The organism is Neobacillus mesonae, from assembly GCF_001636315.1.
Classification (GTDB): domain Bacteria; phylum Bacillota; class Bacilli; order Bacillales; family Cytobacillaceae; genus Neobacillus; species Neobacillus mesonae.
Map to the genome: position 1 here is coordinate 5,080,193 of NZ_KV440949.1, position 16,760 is coordinate 5,096,952.

At 39.0% G+C, this 16,760-nt stretch carries 21 protein-coding genes; 19 read left to right on the forward strand and 2 right to left on the reverse strand.

Going from position 1 to position 16,760, the window contains the following annotated elements; all coding sequences use genetic code 11:
* The first annotated feature begins 6 nt into the window (after positions 1-6).
* From A6749_RS23925 to A6749_RS23965, 9 genes are all read left to right on the forward strand, one after another.
* Positions 7-522, forward strand: a complete 516-nt coding sequence (locus A6749_RS23925) for a TRAP transporter small permease (RefSeq protein ID WP_084797959.1) — start codon at positions 7-9, stop codon at positions 520-522.
* A gap of 48 nt (positions 523-570) precedes the next feature.
* Positions 571-1,845, forward strand: coding sequence for a TRAP transporter large permease (locus A6749_RS23930; protein WP_066398019.1), 1,275 nt, complete (start codon positions 571-573; stop codon positions 1,843-1,845).
* Between the two features lie 22 nt (positions 1,846-1,867).
* Positions 1,868-2,890 (forward strand): C-terminal binding protein, encoded by a 1,023-nt coding sequence (locus A6749_RS23935; protein ID WP_066398022.1) that lies wholly within the window; start codon positions 1,868-1,870, stop codon positions 2,888-2,890.
* Positions 2,891-2,917: 27 nt separating this feature from the next.
* The gene (locus tag A6749_RS23940) at positions 2,918-3,967 is read left to right on the forward strand and encodes a TRAP transporter substrate-binding protein (protein ID WP_066398025.1); all 1,050 of its coding nucleotides are present in this window, start codon (positions 2,918-2,920) and stop codon (positions 3,965-3,967) included.
* 27 nt (positions 3,968-3,994) lie between these two features.
* Positions 3,995-5,245, forward strand: a complete 1,251-nt coding sequence (locus tag A6749_RS23945) for a nickel pincer cofactor-dependent isomerase, group 22 (protein ID WP_066398031.1) — start codon at positions 3,995-3,997, stop codon at positions 5,243-5,245.
* Positions 5,246-5,279: 34 nt separating this feature from the next.
* Entirely contained in the window at positions 5,280-7,487 is a 2,208-nt protein-coding gene (locus A6749_RS23950; protein WP_084797960.1) for a dihydroxy-acid dehydratase domain-containing protein, read from the forward strand.
* Between the two features lie 132 nt (positions 7,488-7,619).
* Positions 7,620-8,393 (forward strand): IclR family transcriptional regulator, encoded by a 774-nt coding sequence (locus tag A6749_RS23955; protein ID WP_066401151.1) that lies wholly within the window; start codon positions 7,620-7,622, stop codon positions 8,391-8,393.
* 82 nt (positions 8,394-8,475) lie between these two features.
* Positions 8,476-9,372 carry a fumarylacetoacetate hydrolase family protein gene (locus A6749_RS23960; RefSeq protein ID WP_066398035.1) on the forward strand — a complete coding sequence of 299 codons (897 nt, stop codon included), beginning with the start codon at positions 8,476-8,478 and terminating at the stop codon, positions 9,370-9,372.
* Positions 9,373-9,443: 71 nt separating this feature from the next.
* The gene (locus tag A6749_RS23965) at positions 9,444-10,373 is read left to right on the forward strand and encodes a dihydrodipicolinate synthase family protein (RefSeq protein WP_066398036.1); all 930 of its coding nucleotides are present in this window, start codon (positions 9,444-9,446) and stop codon (positions 10,371-10,373) included.
* A gap of 38 nt (positions 10,374-10,411) precedes the next feature.
* Here the strand turns inward: A6749_RS23965 and A6749_RS23970 are convergent, their stop codons facing one another.
* A complete protein-coding gene (locus A6749_RS23970) occupies positions 10,412-11,080 on the reverse strand; it encodes a hypothetical protein (protein WP_066398039.1) in 669 nt (222 codons plus the stop codon).
* A 290-nt stretch (positions 11,081-11,370) separates the two neighbouring features.
* Between A6749_RS23970 and A6749_RS23975 the strand changes: the two genes are divergently transcribed.
* The 6 genes from A6749_RS23975 to A6749_RS24000 all read left to right on the forward strand — a co-directional run bounded on the left by A6749_RS23975 (position 11,371) and on the right by A6749_RS24000 (position 14,073).
* Positions 11,371-11,766, forward strand: coding sequence for a VOC family protein (locus A6749_RS23975; protein WP_066398042.1), 396 nt, complete (start codon positions 11,371-11,373; stop codon positions 11,764-11,766).
* A 36-nt stretch (positions 11,767-11,802) separates the two neighbouring features.
* Positions 11,803-12,180 (forward strand): VOC family protein, encoded by a 378-nt coding sequence (locus A6749_RS23980; RefSeq protein WP_066398044.1) that lies wholly within the window; start codon positions 11,803-11,805, stop codon positions 12,178-12,180.
* A gap of 138 nt (positions 12,181-12,318) precedes the next feature.
* The gene (locus A6749_RS23985; protein ID WP_066398046.1) at positions 12,319-12,648 is read left to right on the forward strand and encodes a hypothetical protein; all 330 of its coding nucleotides are present in this window, start codon (positions 12,319-12,321) and stop codon (positions 12,646-12,648) included.
* Positions 12,649-12,784: 136 nt separating this feature from the next.
* Entirely contained in the window at positions 12,785-13,270 is a 486-nt protein-coding gene (locus tag A6749_RS23990) for a GNAT family N-acetyltransferase (RefSeq protein ID WP_066398049.1), read from the forward strand.
* Between the two features lie 135 nt (positions 13,271-13,405).
* Positions 13,406-13,615 carry a helix-turn-helix transcriptional regulator gene (locus tag A6749_RS23995; RefSeq protein ID WP_066398051.1) on the forward strand — a complete coding sequence of 70 codons (210 nt, stop codon included), beginning with the start codon at positions 13,406-13,408 and terminating at the stop codon, positions 13,613-13,615.
* On the forward strand, positions 13,612-14,073 hold the full coding sequence (locus A6749_RS24000; protein WP_066398054.1) for a hypothetical protein: 462 nt from the start codon (positions 13,612-13,614) through the stop codon (positions 14,071-14,073). The genes A6749_RS23995 and A6749_RS24000 overlap by 4 nt, the downstream gene beginning before the upstream one ends.
* A 62-nt stretch (positions 14,074-14,135) precedes the next feature.
* Here A6749_RS24000 and A6749_RS24005 read toward each other — a convergent pair whose 3' ends face one another.
* Entirely contained in the window at positions 14,136-14,579 is a 444-nt protein-coding gene (locus A6749_RS24005) for a GNAT family N-acetyltransferase (protein WP_066398057.1), read from the reverse strand.
* A 243-nt stretch (positions 14,580-14,822) separates the two neighbouring features.
* On the opposite strand from A6749_RS24005, the gene A6749_RS24010 reads away from it, so the two are divergent.
* From A6749_RS24010 to A6749_RS29035, 4 genes are all read left to right on the forward strand, one after another.
* Positions 14,823-15,269, forward strand: a complete 447-nt coding sequence (locus A6749_RS24010) for a GNAT family N-acetyltransferase (protein WP_066398059.1) — start codon at positions 14,823-14,825, stop codon at positions 15,267-15,269.
* A gap of 355 nt (positions 15,270-15,624) precedes the next feature.
* A complete protein-coding gene (locus tag A6749_RS24020) occupies positions 15,625-16,032 on the forward strand; it encodes a GNAT family N-acetyltransferase (protein ID WP_066398065.1) in 408 nt (135 codons plus the stop codon).
* 96 nt (positions 16,033-16,128) lie between these two features.
* Complete coding sequence (locus A6749_RS24025) at positions 16,129-16,395, forward strand: DUF3949 domain-containing protein (RefSeq protein WP_066398071.1); 267 nt, start codon at positions 16,129-16,131, stop codon at positions 16,393-16,395.
* A gap of 244 nt (positions 16,396-16,639) precedes the next feature.
* The gene (locus A6749_RS29035; RefSeq protein ID WP_236719720.1) at positions 16,640-16,744 is read left to right on the forward strand and encodes a DUF2087 domain-containing protein; all 105 of its coding nucleotides are present in this window, start codon (positions 16,640-16,642) and stop codon (positions 16,742-16,744) included.
* The last annotated feature ends 16 nt before the right edge of the window (positions 16,745-16,760 follow it).

Consider the following 16,760-nt stretch of genomic DNA (forward strand, 5'->3'; position numbering starts at 1 on the left):
TCCTTGTTGCAAAAAATAAGCAAAATATGTAATAAAATCCTGAACGTATGCATCTCTTTATCACTTGCTTCAATGTCAATAATGGTTTTTGGAAATGTTATTCTCCGCTATATTTTCAATTCAGGGATAACATGGTCGGAGGAAATGTCTAGATTCCTATTTGTGTGGATGGTATTTCTTGGTGCAATTGCTTGTCTAAAGGATAATATGCACCTTGGGGTTGATCTTGTGGTAAATGCCCTGCCGCCAAAATTAAAAAAAATAGCATTTGTAATTAGTAATTTATTAGTTTTATATGTTTTATGGCTGCTTCTTGTCGGCAGCTGGAAAATGACGTTATTAAATATGAATAGTACGGCACCGGCAACGGGACTTCCACTTGCCTATCTATATGGAATTGGAATTGTTACTAGTTTGTCAATGGCTGCTATCGTTATTATCAGAATGTTCCAAACATTTACTTCAAAAACCGATTCAAATCTTACCATGATTTCTTCCACCGAGGAAGTATTTAAACAATAAGAATCATGACATTTAAAAGATTTCATTCTGCAAAGGGAGGAAAACCAATTGGTTGGTGTATTTCTTGGATCACTGTTTGGATCATTGGCATTAGGAGTTCCAATCGCTTTTGCTTTAATTCTTTGCGGCGTTTCTATCATGTTTGCCTTAGATATGATGGATGCTCAAATTGTTGCTCAAAATCTTATTAATGGAGCAAATAATTTTTCGCTGATGGCCATTCCGTTTTTTGTTCTGGCTGGGGAACTGATGAACGCAGGTGGTATCTCCAAACGGATTGTCGGATTTGCTATGTCACTTGTCGGACATATAAGAGGCGGACTAGGGTTTGTTGCTATTATTGCCAGTGTTTTGTTCGCCGGTTTGTCAGGCTCAGCAGTGGCTGATACGGCTGCTCTCGGTGCAATATTGATTCCAATGATGATTGCCAGGGGATATGATGTTAATCGTTCCACCGGCTTAATTTGTGCATCTGGCATTATTGCTCCGGTTATTCCACCTAGCATTCCAATGATTATTTATGGGGTAACAGCAGGTGTTTCGATCACTCAGTTATTTATGGGAGGAATTATTCCGGGCATCATGATGGGATTTGGGCTGATTATCGTTTGGGCATTTATTGCTCGGCGTGATAAAAGTGAACTTCCGAAAAAGCATTCATTAAAAGAAATTATGCAGGCTACTAAAGAAGCGCTTTGGGCCTTGTTTCTCCCTGTCATTATTATTGGCGGTTTAAGAGGAGGAATCTTTACCCCTACTGAAGCAGCTGTGGTTGCAGCTTTCTATGCCTTGTTTGTCGGACTTGTTGTTTATCGAGAATTAAAATTGAGCGATCTGCATCCCGTTCTTGTAGCTGCAGCAAAGACAACCGCTGTCGTAATGTTCGTTGCAGCTGCAGCAATGGTTTCTGCTTGGCTGATTACCGTGGCAGATGTTCCAGGTCAAATGGCCGAACTTCTGGGTGGATTAATCGATAACCCATTATTGCTGCTGCTTTTGATTAATTTGATTTTATTGGCTGTCGGGCTTGTCATGGACCTGACGCCAGCCATTTTAATTTTTACACCTGTGTTTTTACCACTTGTAAAGCTTGCGGGAATTGATCCAGTGTATTTCGGAATTATTATGGTAATTAACTTGTGTATCGGTTTAATTACGCCGCCTGTCGGAACAGTTCTATATGTGGGCTGCGGGGTCAGTAAAATCAATATCGTCCAATTAACCAAAGGAATTTGGCCATTTGTCTTACTTCATATCCTTGTTCTGGTGCTATTGATCCTGTTCCCATCCATCATTATGGTTCCACTAAAATTTTTAACTTAAATTATGATTGGAAGTGAAAAGGTTGCGGAAATTCAAGGTTGTTGTGACTGATTGGGAGTTTGAGGACCTTCGGTATGAAGAAGCCGTATTAAATCAATCATCTCATATAGAACTTATTGCAGCTGATTGCCGGACGGAAGATGAAGTGATTTATACATGCAAAGATGCGGACGGAATCATTAATCAGTATGCACCGCTAAGCAAGAAGGTAATGGATGCGCTCGAAAACTGTAAGGTAATTACAAGATATGGCGTCGGTGTCAATACAATCAATATAAAAGCGGCTACAGAAAAAGGAATTTGTGTAGCCAATGTACCTGATTACTGTATGGATGAGGTTTCGGATCATGCCTTGGCATTGATCCTTGCCTGGGTACGCAAAGTGGTTGTTGCAAATGATCAAGTAAAAAAGGGGAATTGGGATTTTAAAGTGACTAGGCCAATCTATCGGCTGCGTGATAAAACGCTTGGTCTTGTTGGCTTTGGAAGGATTCCCCAAGCACTTGCGAAGAAGGCAGAGCAATTTGGGTTTCATATCATTGCATTTGATCCCTATTTTCCAGCAGTGGAAGCAACGGAAAAAGGTATTACTCTTGTTTCACTAGATACGCTGGCGGAACAGTCAGATATTATTTCGGTTCATGCCCCGTTAACTCCAGCTACAAAAGGCATGCTGGGCAAAGAACTGTTTGCAAGGATGAAAAAGACTCCTTTGATTATAAATACTTCAAGGGGACCTGTTATTGATGAAGATGCATTATTGGAATCGCTTAAGCGCGGAGTAGTATCTGGCGCAGCATTAGATGTGATGACAGAAGAACCAATTAACAAGGAGCACCCATTTTTAACGATGGATAATGTTATCTTAACACCACATGTTGCATGGTATTCCGAGGAAGCAGAGGCCGAAATGCGGACAAAGGCAGCGATGGGCATCATGGATGTTCTAATCAATATAAAATATCCAAAATACCTGGTTAATCAAGAGGTAAAGAATCATACAAACTTGATGAAAAACGTTAGTCAAGAAACTATTTCAAAATAAAAGGATCAAGATAAGGGGGAAATGTAGATGAAGAGCTGGCTAAAAAAATTAGGAGTTGGAATAATCATACCGGGTATGCTGCTGCTGAGTGCATGCAGTTCTGCTTCAACCAGCAGTAAAGCAGGCGGTGAAAAAGCCTCAGGCATTCAAGAAAGAACCATTAAGGCTGGAATCGGATTGAATGAAGACCATCCGGAAGGTCTTGGACTTAAAAGGTTCAGTGAAATAGTTGCTGAGAAAAGCGGAGGGAAGTTAAAAGTTAAGCCGTTTTACAGTGCGACTCTTGGAGATGACCAAAAAATGACGGAGGCACTTCAGGGGGGTCTTCAAGAAATTACCATTCCATCTACATCTCCTTTAGTTGGAATGATTAAGGAATTTGGAATATTTGATTTCCCATTCCTATTTAATACTCCTGAAGAAGCAGATGCGGTCTTGGATGGACAGATCGGCCAAAAACTCCTTGATAAGCTGCCTGAACATGGATTAATTGGCCTAGGGTACTGGGAAAATGGTTTTCGTCAGCTAACAAATAGTAAACATCCTGTTGAAACAGCCAACGATTTCAAAGGGTTAAAAATCAGGACGATGCAAAATGAAGTTCATCTCGATGCATTTAAAAAATTGGGAGCAAATCCGACACCGATGGCATTTTCAGAAGTATTTACTGCTTTGGAAAGTAAAACGGTAGATGGCCAGGAAAACCCGCTTGCAACGATCAAGTCAAACAAATTTAACGAAGTCCAAGATTACTTAAGCTTGACAGGCCATGTATACACTCCGTTTGTCTTCCTGGTCAGCAAGAAATTCTGGGACGGACTCTCTGAAAAGGAACAAACGATTTTACAGGAAGCAGCTGTTGAAGCAGGTATTTATCAGCGCCAGCTAAGCCGTGAAGAAGATGTAAAAGCTGTTGAAGAGCTAAAGGCTGCTGGAACAAAAGTAAACGAAGTTTCTGTTGAAGAAAAACAAAAAATGAAAGAGATTATTCAGCCAGTTATTGATGATTACGCCAAAAAATTCGGTCAGGATCTCGTAAATGAAATGATGGCGGAAATTGAGAAAGTTCGTAAATAGGGAAGAGATTTTTGGGAGATGAGGTAAGTGAAGATTATTGAAGAGCTCCTGCATGACATTGAAATTCCACGAATGGTGAAGATAAGACAACATTTTCATGCACCGGAGATTGAAAATGTACCACAGGCTGTACATGAAGCGATACATTCAGCCGGAGTCCTTAATAGAATTGGCGCAGGAGAAAGAGTAGCCATTGCAGTTGGCTCAAGGGGAGTAGCAATGCTCCCCCTCCTGGTAAGGGAAACCGTTAACGTTGTAAAAAGCGTGGGGGGCATTCCGTTTATTGTTCCGGCAATGGGGAGTCATGGCGGTGCCACGGCTCAAGGTCAAATGGATGTGCTAGAACAGCTGGGAGTAACAGAGACGGCAATTGGTGCGCCTATTCAAGCAACGATGGAAGTTGTCGAGATTGGCAAACTGCCTAACAATCTTCCAATCTATATGGACAAATATGCTTTTGGAGCAGATAAAGTAATTGTTATAAATAGAATCAAGCCCCATACAGCTTTTCGCGGACCAGTGGAGAGTGGATTAATGAAAATGATTACGATCGGTCTCGGAAAACAAAAAGGGGCAGAGGCCGCCCATGCTTTTAGTTTTAAATATATGGCAGAGCATGTTATAGAAATGGCAAAAATAGCTATCGAACGAGTCCCGATTATTTTTGGCTTAGCTACTATGGAGAATGCTTACGAGCGACCGGCAAAAATAGTGGCCATACCAGCTGAAGAATTAATCCATCGTGAGCCGAAGTTATTAAAGGAAGCAAAAAGCCTCATGCCGAGAATTATGTTTGATCCCATTGATGTTCTTGTAGTAGATGAAATTGGCAAGGATATTTCGGGCGATGGAATGGATCCAAATATTACTGGTCGTTACGCAACACCATATGCTAGCGGAGGACCTGCAGTAGCAAGAATTGCGGTCTTGGGATTAACCAAGAAAACACATGGCAATGCAAATGGAATAGGAATGGCCGACATATCTACAAAAAAAGTAATGGAACAAACTATTTTGGAAAAAGGGTATGCTAATGCCTTAACCAGTACAGTTACCCAAGTTGTTAAGCTGCCAATGATTTTACACAATGAAAAACTGGCGGTAAAAGCAGCCATTAAAACGTGCAATGCCTTTGATTTGAGCAAAGTAAGATTGGTTCGAATTAAAAATACGTTGGAAATACAGGAAATCTGGGTCTCCGAAGCTATGCTGGAGGAAGCGAAAAGCTTAAAATCTATTGAAATATTAACCGAACCAGCCCTTATGGAATTATCGTAATAGAAAAATGGGAAAAATAGGAGGTTTTGAATCGATGGTGAAATTCCCCAATATTGAGAACAAGGTAAATCCATATCGAGATAATGTTCAAGGTAAAGCAAATGAACCAATCTGTGTTGCTGGATTGTTGGACCGTTCCAAACAAATCCTCCATAGCGAAATGAAAGGAGTACAGCCCGACTGGTCTTTAGAAGAGATATATGACCGCCTTCATCATAATGCACCAAGAATTGCGATAATTGGAGGGTCGCAGGATCATCCTGCCCATATTATGGACTTTCAAACAACTGCAAGAGCGGCCATTCGAATTTGGCAAAATGGCGGTGTTCCTTTTCAATTTGCAACCCCAGTCATGTGTGATGGTACGGCTCAGAGTAATCAAGGCATGAGTTATTCCCTGCAAAGCCGGAACGCTGTGGCGCAAATGGTTGTAAACCAAATCGAAGCTCATAGCTATCATGGTGCATTTGTTATTCAGGGATGTGATAAACAACCTTTAGGTGTTGTTAGTGCTCTTGCTCATTTGGATCGGATTCGCAGATATCGAAATGAGGCACCGTTTTTTGCTACATTTGCCCCTGCCCATGTACTAAAAGGTGGAACCATACCGGGAGACCTTTTCACTGAACTGGAAGAGGTTGCACTTTTGGCAGAAAGACAGGGAGTAGAGGACATTGCGTTTGATTTACGTGATGCCCTATCATATATTTTACAATGTTCTTCTAATACGGCATTTCAAGGTGTACTTGAGAGAGCGAAAGATAGGGGAATTATTTCGGAGCAACAGCACGAATATTACGAAAAGAGATTAGCCGTTGCCACCTGCGACGGACATGGAGGAGTGTGTGCTTTTAACGGAACAGGTAACAGCTCCCGCCATTTAGTGGCTGGGATGGGTCTTGTGCATCCAGCAGTTGAACTGCTAACTGCCCCGCCAACACAGGAAGAAATTAATGAGGTAATTGATTCTTTTTCTGTTATGATTAATAACCCCGCGTTTGGCACTGCTAATATAATGGCTGCGAATATTAAAAATGCTATTAGAATTCATAGCGCATCCGGGGGCTCCACAAATCTAATGATGCATATCGTTGCAGCCATGCTTTACGGAGGATATAAATTTGATTTATGGGAATACGATAAAATTCACAACGAGGCACCAATCCCGGATTTGTTTAACTACAGCTTAACAGAAGACAGGGATATTTATACTCTTGCCATGCAATGCTGCAGCGGAAAAATTAAAGGGATGGAAACGTTATTCTATGAACTGTTGGAAAATGGGGTTCCGATGGTTATTGATGCACCTACTGTTACCGGGACAACCTGGAAGGAACGGCTCATTCATAAACAAGGCTTGCCAGCTGCAGGAGTAGAGAATAATCCTATTATTCTTTCAAAACCAAGAAGGTCATTCAGCGGTGTAGACGTGTTAAAAGGAAATTTTTTCGAAAGTGCAGTTGTAAAGATCAGCGGAATGACGACACCTCAATTAGACAACTTTGATCAAAAAGCATCATTTATCCTCTTTTACGATGATGAACACAGTGCCAATGAAGGTCTTTTAGAAGAAGACCTATTAGATAAATTAAAACATAATCGCAGCTTTAACTTACAAACAATGCAGGCGATGTTAAAGCATAACGCTCCTGAACTGTTTGATGAAGGAAGCGATTTGGATTATGATCAGCTATTTGATTTTATGGCGGATAAGGGTGCTTTAAAAATTTCCGTGATTGTCTCTGGGCAGGGACCTGAAGCATTTGGAATGCCGGAAATGTTTACGCCGATGCAGCACATAAATGCCAACCGTAAATTGAAGAGATTGGCAACGCTAATAAGTGATGGGCGTTATTCCGGGGTTACTTATGGCGCCGCAATCGGACACATGACACCCGAAGCAAAGAATGGAGGCGGTATTCTTTATCTGAAAACAGGGGATGTGCTGTATTTGAGACTTCGTAACAAACGCATTGACTTTTTGTCTGAAGAGGAATTTCAAAAAGGGAACCTTTCTTTTCAATTCGACGAGATTAAAAACGTTAGAAAAGAACTTGGTGAAAAGAGGCTGCAATCCATTCGGAAGCGCCAGCGGCGTGTTGCCCCAAGCAACCGGTTGTCAGGACATACTGATGCGGCAAATGGTGTAGTTCCGCTTCCAGTGGCGGAGGAAGCCGAATATGACTATAAAGTAAATTCAGCTGACCTATCAAGCACCAAACTTCAGGATATACAAAATTAGGTAGGAGTGATGGTCAATGGCTGCTATCGAAATGCGGAAGTGCCCCATTTAATCCCTTGGAAAACACATATTACTATTCCTATCAGTATGGTAAAATATATCATACAAAAATTGATTGGAAGGGCGAGGAACATGTTAATTATTCAATCAGTAGACCGTGCACTCCGTATTCTGGATTTATTTGATGAATTCGAACAGGAAATAAAAATAACTGATATTAGCGAGAAAATGCAGCTTCACAAAAGTACGGTTCATTCATTATTACAAACACTTAAGCATAGAGGATATATCGAACAAAATCCTGAAAATGGTAAATACAGACTTGGAATGAAATTATTCGAACGCGGTAATCTTGTCATACGAAGACTGGATCTTCGTACTGTATCTAAAAAGTATTTAATTGAATTATCCGTAAAGTCAGGAAACACGGTTCATCTTGTGATTTTAGATGGTAAAGAAGGAATTTATATTGATAAGGTGGAGGGGACTTCTGCCACAATTCTATATTCTCGGATTGGAAGAAGAATTCCAGTTCATTGCAGTGCAGTAGGAAAGGCACTTATGGCAAATAAAAGTAGTAAGGAACTTCAAGAAGTCCTTAAAGATTATGACTATGTCCAGCAAACACCTAATACGATAACAGATGAAAAGCTGTTTTTGACAGAGCTTGAAAAAGTAAAAGAAAATGGCTACGCAATTGATAAAGAAGAAAATGAACCGGGCATTACCTGCATTGCTGTCCCAATCTGGGACCACACGGGTACTGTCATAGCAGCCATGAGCATGTCCCAGCATTCAGCAAGTTTAGATCAAGAAAAAATTCAAAGGACAGTTGAAATGCTTAAAGATGCTTCGGTAAAAATATCGAGAGAATTAGGATATAATATGCATTTACCTATAAAGTAGCGGCTATATTAAACGAGCACGTCTCAATTTTTTGTTTAAATAATAAAACAGAGTTTTATCATATAAAACTGGAGGGGTTAATATGAGAATTATTCGTTATTTAAATAAGAATTCATCTTCCGTACTCGGTGCAGTCACCGATCAAGGGGAAATTTATCCATTACCTTATTCAGGCTTCATGGAACTTGTGAATCAAGCGGACTTAGTTGGGGTTACAGCACTTAAACTGATTGAGAGCTTAATAGCGGTTATGGAACCTCTTGAGGAAAAGATTGATGAACTGGAGCTTCTTGTTCCAATTGTTGCTCCCGAGGTATGGGCTTCAGGTGTTACCTATGAAAAAAGCAGGGATGCTAGAAACTATGAAACTTCGAGTGAAATATTAGATAACGGAACATGCTATGACAAGGTATACGATGCCGAAAGACCGGAACTCTTTTTCAAGTCAACTGCTGCCAGAACCATCGGCCCGAATGCACCTGTATATTTAAGAAGCGATTCTACTTGGCAAATTCCTGAACCGGAGGTGGGTCTTGTCATTTCAAAGACCGGACGGATTGTTGGATATACTATTGGGAATGACATGAGCTGCCGGGATATCGAGGGAGATAACCCTCTTTACCTTCCACAAGCGAAAATTTGGAGAAATTCTTGTGTCATTGGTCCTGCTATTCGCCTCGCCGAAACGGTTGAAGATCCCTATAATTTTCAACTTATCTGTCGTATTTTTAGGGCTGATCAGCTTGTGGTTGAAGGAACTGCTAATACTTCTCAGTTAAAAAGGAGATTTGAAGAATTAGTTTCTTTCCTGATTAGAGACAATGAAGTATTTGATGGTACCGTACTCCTAACGGGTACTTCGATTGTACCTCCAAATGAGTTTACGCTTAAAGAGAATGACCAAATAGAAATTGAGATTTCCTCAATCGGTAAATTGTCCAATCCGGTAAAGTTGCAGCATAGCAAAGAGGTCATGTAACCAGAATTAGATTCCTGTGCCAATATATAAAATGGTTTTTCAAAAACATTTTTTAAAAGGGTGATGTTGAAGTGAAACCGGAGAAGGTCAGTTTTCACGGGATAATCCCGCCAGTGGTAACTTTATTTAATAATGATGGAGATTTCAACTGGGAAGCGAATAAACAGCTCACAGATTTCCTGATTACAAAGGGAGTTCATGGCATTTTATATATGGGAAGTACTGGAGAATTTTCTTCCTTAACCATTGAGCAGAGAAAGAGATTTGTAGAAAAAATGGTTGCTTATGTTAATCATCGAGTCCCTGTGTTAATCGGTACTGGGACTACTTCTCTGACAGACACAATCGATTTATCAAAGCATGCACAGGAATCAGGGGCAGACGGGGTACTCGTTGTTTCTCCGTACTATTGGAAATTTAATGAAGTGCAGCTTTTTGACTATTATACCGCAGTTGCTAAAAGCATTGAAATATCTGTCATGATTTATAATATTCCTATGCTTACAGGTCAAAGTCTTTCTCCGAAATTAGTAGCCAAACTTGCACAAAACTGTGAGAATATCATTGGAATTAAAGATACGATTGAAAACTTAGGACATATTAGACAGCTCATTTCAGAGACGAAAGAAATAAGGGAAGACTTTGCCGTATTTGCAGCATTTGATGATTTGCTCTTTCCTTCCCTGCAAATTGGCGCAGCAGGTGCAATTAACGGCACAGCTGTATTTGCTCCAGAATTTTCTGTTCAACTATACAGTTCATTTAAAACAGGAGACTTTAAAGGTGCACTCAGCTTACATCAAAAGATTTCATCCCTCATGTCCATCTATGAATTCAGCCAGCCGCTCTACCTAGCAATAAAAGAAATCGTCAATAAATCCATACTAGGATACAAAACAGCCAACCTACCACCTACAGCTACACTAGACCATGAATTAAACATAAAACTAGAAGAATATATAAGAAAGCATGGTGACGGTTTTCCTGTTTCAATCATCTAAAAAACAAATAGAAAAACAGCCGAGAAATGGCTGTTTTTCTAATTATTTTTATAATAGACATCAAAGTATAACTCTTTTTTGGATGCAACATATTCCGTCGTCAGTTCTAGGTCGCTTGACTCATATGAAAAGTTGATTTGCTCTACTGGTTTTCCGTAACCAAGCTGAGTAAGGATATCAGTGAGTACATCTTCTGTAACGTTTCGGTCAATATACATGAGAAGTACAGCGGCTGATTTATATAATTTATCGTAGTCCGCATTACTTGATATTACGGAAACAATGGAAAATACCTTCACTTTTTTCGTTTCTTTCACTACCACCATACCCAAGCCATTTCCGTTTGATAATGTGATGGAGAAGGTTGCGTAGTCAGCATCCTCGGTGTACAGCTTTGCTTTCTCCATGGAAATCCCATGCTTATTTCCTACTAAATTATTATATTCCTCCATTAACCCGTAAATACCGTATATTTCAGCAGGGTCAGATGATTCTTGGGCAGGTGGTGGTGTAGATGGTGTAGATGGCGTTGACGGCGGCGGAGCTGGTAATGGCGAAGCCGGTGTCCCTTGGTCTGATGGAGTATTATTTGATTGGTCACTTGGGTTTGTGGCAGGTGCGGTTGTTTGATTATTAGATGTATCCTTTTCGGATTCTTTCTTTGCTGATGACCCGAAAAGCTGACAGCCGCTCAAAACGAACAGCATAGCAACAAATAAAAAAACGGAAATAACTTTCTTCAGATCTATCCACTCCTTTCATATCTTGATATCTTATGAAGGAACAAGTAATTATGACTCCAATAAATTTTATTATCTAAAGTGATGCACGGGGACGGTTCACTTGCCTCATGAAGCAAGTGAACCGTCCCTGTGTCTCGACAATTTTGTGCTTCACCAGCAACCCGGTATTTTGGCATTGGATTAAAAATTAGTAAATGTGTTAAAATTTAGTGAGACAAGTCGCAGTTTGTTGATAATTAAAAGGAGATGTTGTCATGTCAAAGGTTACGCCGTTTTTGATGTTTCAAGGACAAGCAGAGGAAGCGATGAATTATTATATCTCTGTTATCGATAATTCAGAAATTACCAGCATCACTCGTAATGGTGGTAATGAATCAGGTGAAGCGGCCAGTATTTTACAAGCCGTTTTTACATTAAAGGGACAGGAATTCATGTGCTTGGATAGCAACATAAAGCATGAATTTACCTTTACTCCGTCCTTTTCCATCTTTATTACTTGTGATACAGAGGATGAATTAGATCGATATTATGAGCAATTAATAAAGGGCGGACAGGCACTCATGCCGCTTGGTGATTATGGTTTCAGTAAAAAATTCGGCTGGATTGTTGACCAGTTTGGAGTTTCATGGCAGTTTAATCTTCCTGAATAATTGCTAAAATTTTAAAAAAAGAACGGAGTGTAATTAATGATCAATCAAGTAGGTCAAATTATGGTGTACGTAAACAATCAGGATGAGGCAGTGAAGTTTTGGACGGAAAAAGCTGGATTTACAGTTATTTCTGAACAAAATAACGGACAAGGTTTCAGATGGGTCGAAATAGCTCCATCAAAGGAAGCGGCAACAAGCATTGTTCTTCATAATAAAGAATTAATTGCCAAAATGCAGCCAGAATTAAACCTCGGCACACCATCCTTGATGTTTTTCACAAAAAATCTAGATCAACTATATAAAGACTTTACAGAGAAAAATGTCACCGTTGGCGAAATCGTAACCATGCCAGGCGGCAGAGTATTCAACTTCGCCGACAACGAAAACAACTACTTCGCCGTAATGGAGAAATAATAATTTTATTATCTAGAGCTTTTCTATCTTGATTTGCTTTTTAATGAAACTCTCATTTCTTTCTCAGTAATCTCTCATCTAACTCCTTTAGGATGTAATTAAGCAAGAAAAATATTCCACTAAAGGAGAGATTTGATCATGAAAACATTTTTAGTAACAACAGTAGGTGCAGTGATGTTAGCTGGAGGGGCATATGCAGTTAATGGAAATCATGCAGATGCTGCAGTGCAAAATAAGACGTTTTATCAACAAGACTACAAGGCCTATTACAACAACCAAGTGGATGTAACAAAACTTCCAGAATATCAAACACTTGCCGCTAAAGTTGACTTAACAAAATATCATACGCAGATAGTGGAAGACAATTTTAACAAACGCATCGTATTATACAAAGACCCAAACGGCAGCGCCCAGTACAAAACAATTTTCATAAAAGAAACGGAATATGTAAAAATAATTAAGCTATAAAATGTAAAGAAGCACAGGGGCATTTCAGTTCCAGTGCTTCTTTTTCTTGATTAAATGAAAATTTGCTAAACTATTTTAGGAACATTGTTTAAAATTAAAATAGAGCAGAATTTTCACAAAAATAGGAGATAGGATTATGACAACTATTCGCAATGTAAAAATGACAGATTTGCCGGAACTAGTAACGATTGAACAACTTTGTTTTACAGAAGAGGAAGCGGCGACGAGGGAGGCGTTTGAAAAGCGAATTCAAATGACTCCGGATAGTTTTTTCGTAGCTGAGGAAGAAGGGAAGGTCGCTGGTCTGGTAAATGGCCCGGTCATTGCCCAAGAATACATAACGGATGATCTTTTCCATGAAATAAAGCGAAATCCTGCAACTGGCGGCCATCAAAGTATTTTAGGCTTAGCAGTTTCACCTGCATTTCAAAGCCGCGGGATCGCTTCCATGCTACTGAACCATATAGAAAAAGCAGCAAATCAAAACAAACGCCAAACCATTACACTTACCTGTAAAGAAAACTTAATACCATTCTATGAAAAGCACGGCTACACCAATAAAGGTATATCTGCTTCTGAGCACGGCGGAGTAAAGTGGTACAATATGATTAAACAATTATAAATAATTCAAGTCATTCCCAAGTTACGAGGTTGAAATTTGGGAATTTTTTTAGCGGAAAAATGTAAAGTTCACTTTACAAAAAGAATACTTTACTTTACAATATAAAGTAATTAAATGGAAATAGAGGTATCTTTTATGATGATTAAAAATCGCGTAAAGGAATTACGGGCCAGACATGACTTAACACAAGGGGGGCTTGCGGAACGTGTAAATGTAACCAGGCAAACGATTGTTGCTTTAGAGAAGGGAAGTTACGTGCCATCATTGATGCTGGCCATGAATATTGCTAGAACCTTTCAGCTGCCAATTGAAGAAATATTTTATTTGGAGGATGATGAAGAATGAACACTGTACGCAGTGGTTCCATTATGATTGTTTTGTTGGTTTTATTTGGCTGGGTGATGTCGTCATTTTATAATGCATCCCTCGATATCGCTTCATTTTTCAAAGATACAACACAGGGTTTTCTTTTTGAGGTCAATATCTTTCCTTTCATTCTCTTTGTTGTAATTGGTGGATTCTTGACAGTATTGTCTAACCGGAAAAAGAAAAAAGATACGAAGTCGTTTTGGCTGCCTGATGAATTTGAGGAAACTGATGAACGTGAGCAGTTAATCACAGCTCGAGCTTGCAGGGCTGCATATATCAGCATGATGTATTCATTTCCGGTCATAACTGTATTGCTGCTCTTTTATCCATTTATTTTAAAAACAGTTCCGTATTATCCCATTATTGTCTTTTCACTGCTCCCACTCATTCAAATTATGACCTACATGATTTCATGGCATAAAAATTATAAATGATTTTTTTGGAAAAAAGAGGCTTTCTTCGAATATGGATCCTTCAAAGAAAGCCTTTCTAATAATCAACTAATCACGTATTCATACAAAAGCTCACCGTGTTCTCTCCGCCCGGTATCTTTAAAGCCGAAAGTTTCGTAAAAACGCTGTGCATCCATATTGGATTCATGAACACCCAAAATTATCGATGGGCTGCAATCAGGTAAACTCTTTAACAGTTTAATGGACTCAGTCAAAGCCATTCGGCCATAGCCTTTTCCCTGCATCGTCTCTTCAATCATAAGCCGAATAATCCAATATGTTCCATCCTCAGGATCCTTTCCATACATAAGAAACCCTATCATTCTGTCATCCAAATAAATCCCCATAGGAACAAAGGACGGTTCATATTTCGACTCCGCCAGCGAATAAACATTAGGAGCAATAAACGACCTCTGATGTGACGCAACCCGCAGCCCTATACACTCCTGCCAATTTTCTTGTGTAATCTCTTTTAACAAAATGGACAAATTAACCATGCTCCTTTTTGATGCACGGGGACGGTTCACGTGCATCAATATATTGTAATAGTAATAGTAATAGTAATAGTAATAGTTAGTAAGGTTTTCATGCAGTTATCTTTCAATATTATACATGAATAGTTGTTATAATTTTTGTATTTTTCAAAAGAAAAAATGATTAATTCCAAAAACAGGAGAACATACCATGATATAATGATTTTATAATAATGCTAATTTTCGGAGGATTAATAAATGACCAAGATTAGACCAGCCGTAAATCATGATACTAATCAATTATACGAATTGATGAGACAGTACATCGTTGATTTTTATCAGCGTCCGGAACCAAAGGAAATCGAGTTAAAGGGATTGATTCAGCATTTGCAGGAGAATCCATCAAGCGGTCTGCAGTTTGTCGCTGAGGAGAATGGGGAATTAATCGGATTTGCCACGTTATATTTTACGTTTAGTACGCTGAATGTAAAAAGACAAGCTGTATTAAATGATTTATTTGTGCTCCCGAATGCAAGAGGTAAAAAAGTGGGCGAAAAGCTCTTTCAAACATGTTTGGATTACGTTCGAGCGAATCATTTTGCTGGAATGACATGGCAGACGGCTAAAGATAATACGACTGCTCAAACCCTCTACAAGAAAATGGGCGGGGAAATATCGGATTGGTTTTTTTATGAAATTTACTAAGGAAAAATTCTATGCTGCTTTTTAACATAACTGCCTTTTTGCTATTTACCATTTATTTTTTTTATGATTTTTTTAAGGAATTTGATTGGAATGAACTAAAGACTTCCTTTAAGCAAAAACCATTAAGGGTATTATCGGAGTTGTTAACTGGAGTATGTCTTTATGCATTTGCCGTGAACATTATTTTCCATATTCCATACCTATCTCAGATTGCGGTCCTTTTAGTGATTTTAACAGTGGTCCCAGTCATAAGTTACATGTGGAAGAGAAATAAATTTAAGGTTATTCTTGCTTTTTCACTGTTTATTTTATATTTTTCTTTACCGAATATATTAAGATAATTTGGAGAGTCTTTATGGAAGAAACAATTAACTATACAGCCCAACCGCCCGAGGATTTTCAACTTGTACAGACTTTATATGAATCATTAGGATGGAATTCTTTAAATTTAACCGTTGAAGAGTTAGAACGCATGTGCAAACAAAGCTGGTACGCCGTCTATGCTTTCGATGCCCAGCAATTGGTGGGGATGGCACGGGTTATTTCCGATGGTGTCATTACTGGAGTGATATGTGGAGTAGGCGTTTCACCACCTTATCAATCAAAAGGGATCGGCAAAGAGCTGATGCAAAGAGTGATTGCCCATTGTGAACAGCATCGGGTCATCCCGCAGCTAATGTGTGTGGAAAACTTGGAGCCTTACTATGAAACGTTGGGATTTGAACAATTTTCCACGGGCATGGTAATCAAAATAAACCGCTGATTTTTTAAAAAATAAATAAGGGAGAAAGCTCTATTCTCCCTTTGGATAAAATATTATAAGGAACTCTATTTGGGAAAGGGGAAAGGGGAATGCGGTATGGATTTGGTTCTGCTTGTCTGCCTCTCCGTTTATGCTGTTTATTGCCTTATTATGATTCCGATACAATACGCTAATATTGGAGAAACGAAGAAACGGTTTAAGAAACTTAATAAATCGCATAATGAAATTTATGATGAGATGACATTTGAGGAGCAGCAGCTGCAACTTAATCTTCAGGGGAATTTAATGAATCTCGTGCCGACTTTAATTGCAACTTTTATTTATAAGATACGTTTCAAATTTAATAAGGTTTCACAATTTTGAAAAGAGGCTATCTATTATTCTTTTTGATCAGTGGGAAAAAGGTAATGGGGGTTTTATAAATTTTCATAAGGGGCAAAAATGGTGGATGAGCGATATGCTATTACTTTAGAAGAAAAAGAGAAAAGGGTATGGAAGGTCCATTGGATTCGTTTCCGAGTAAGGAAAAGCGTAAGATTATTGTGTTACAGCATATTTTAACCGATTCGAACCGAACGAGAAGTATTTCGAAAAAGAGATTAATTAGGTGTTAAAATCGATTTACGCAGATTTTGCTACAATTCGAAGATATTTAATCGAGTATGGGTTTATGGATCGAAGTAAGGATTGTATGAAATATTGGGTGAAATAGTTTTTATATATGAAGT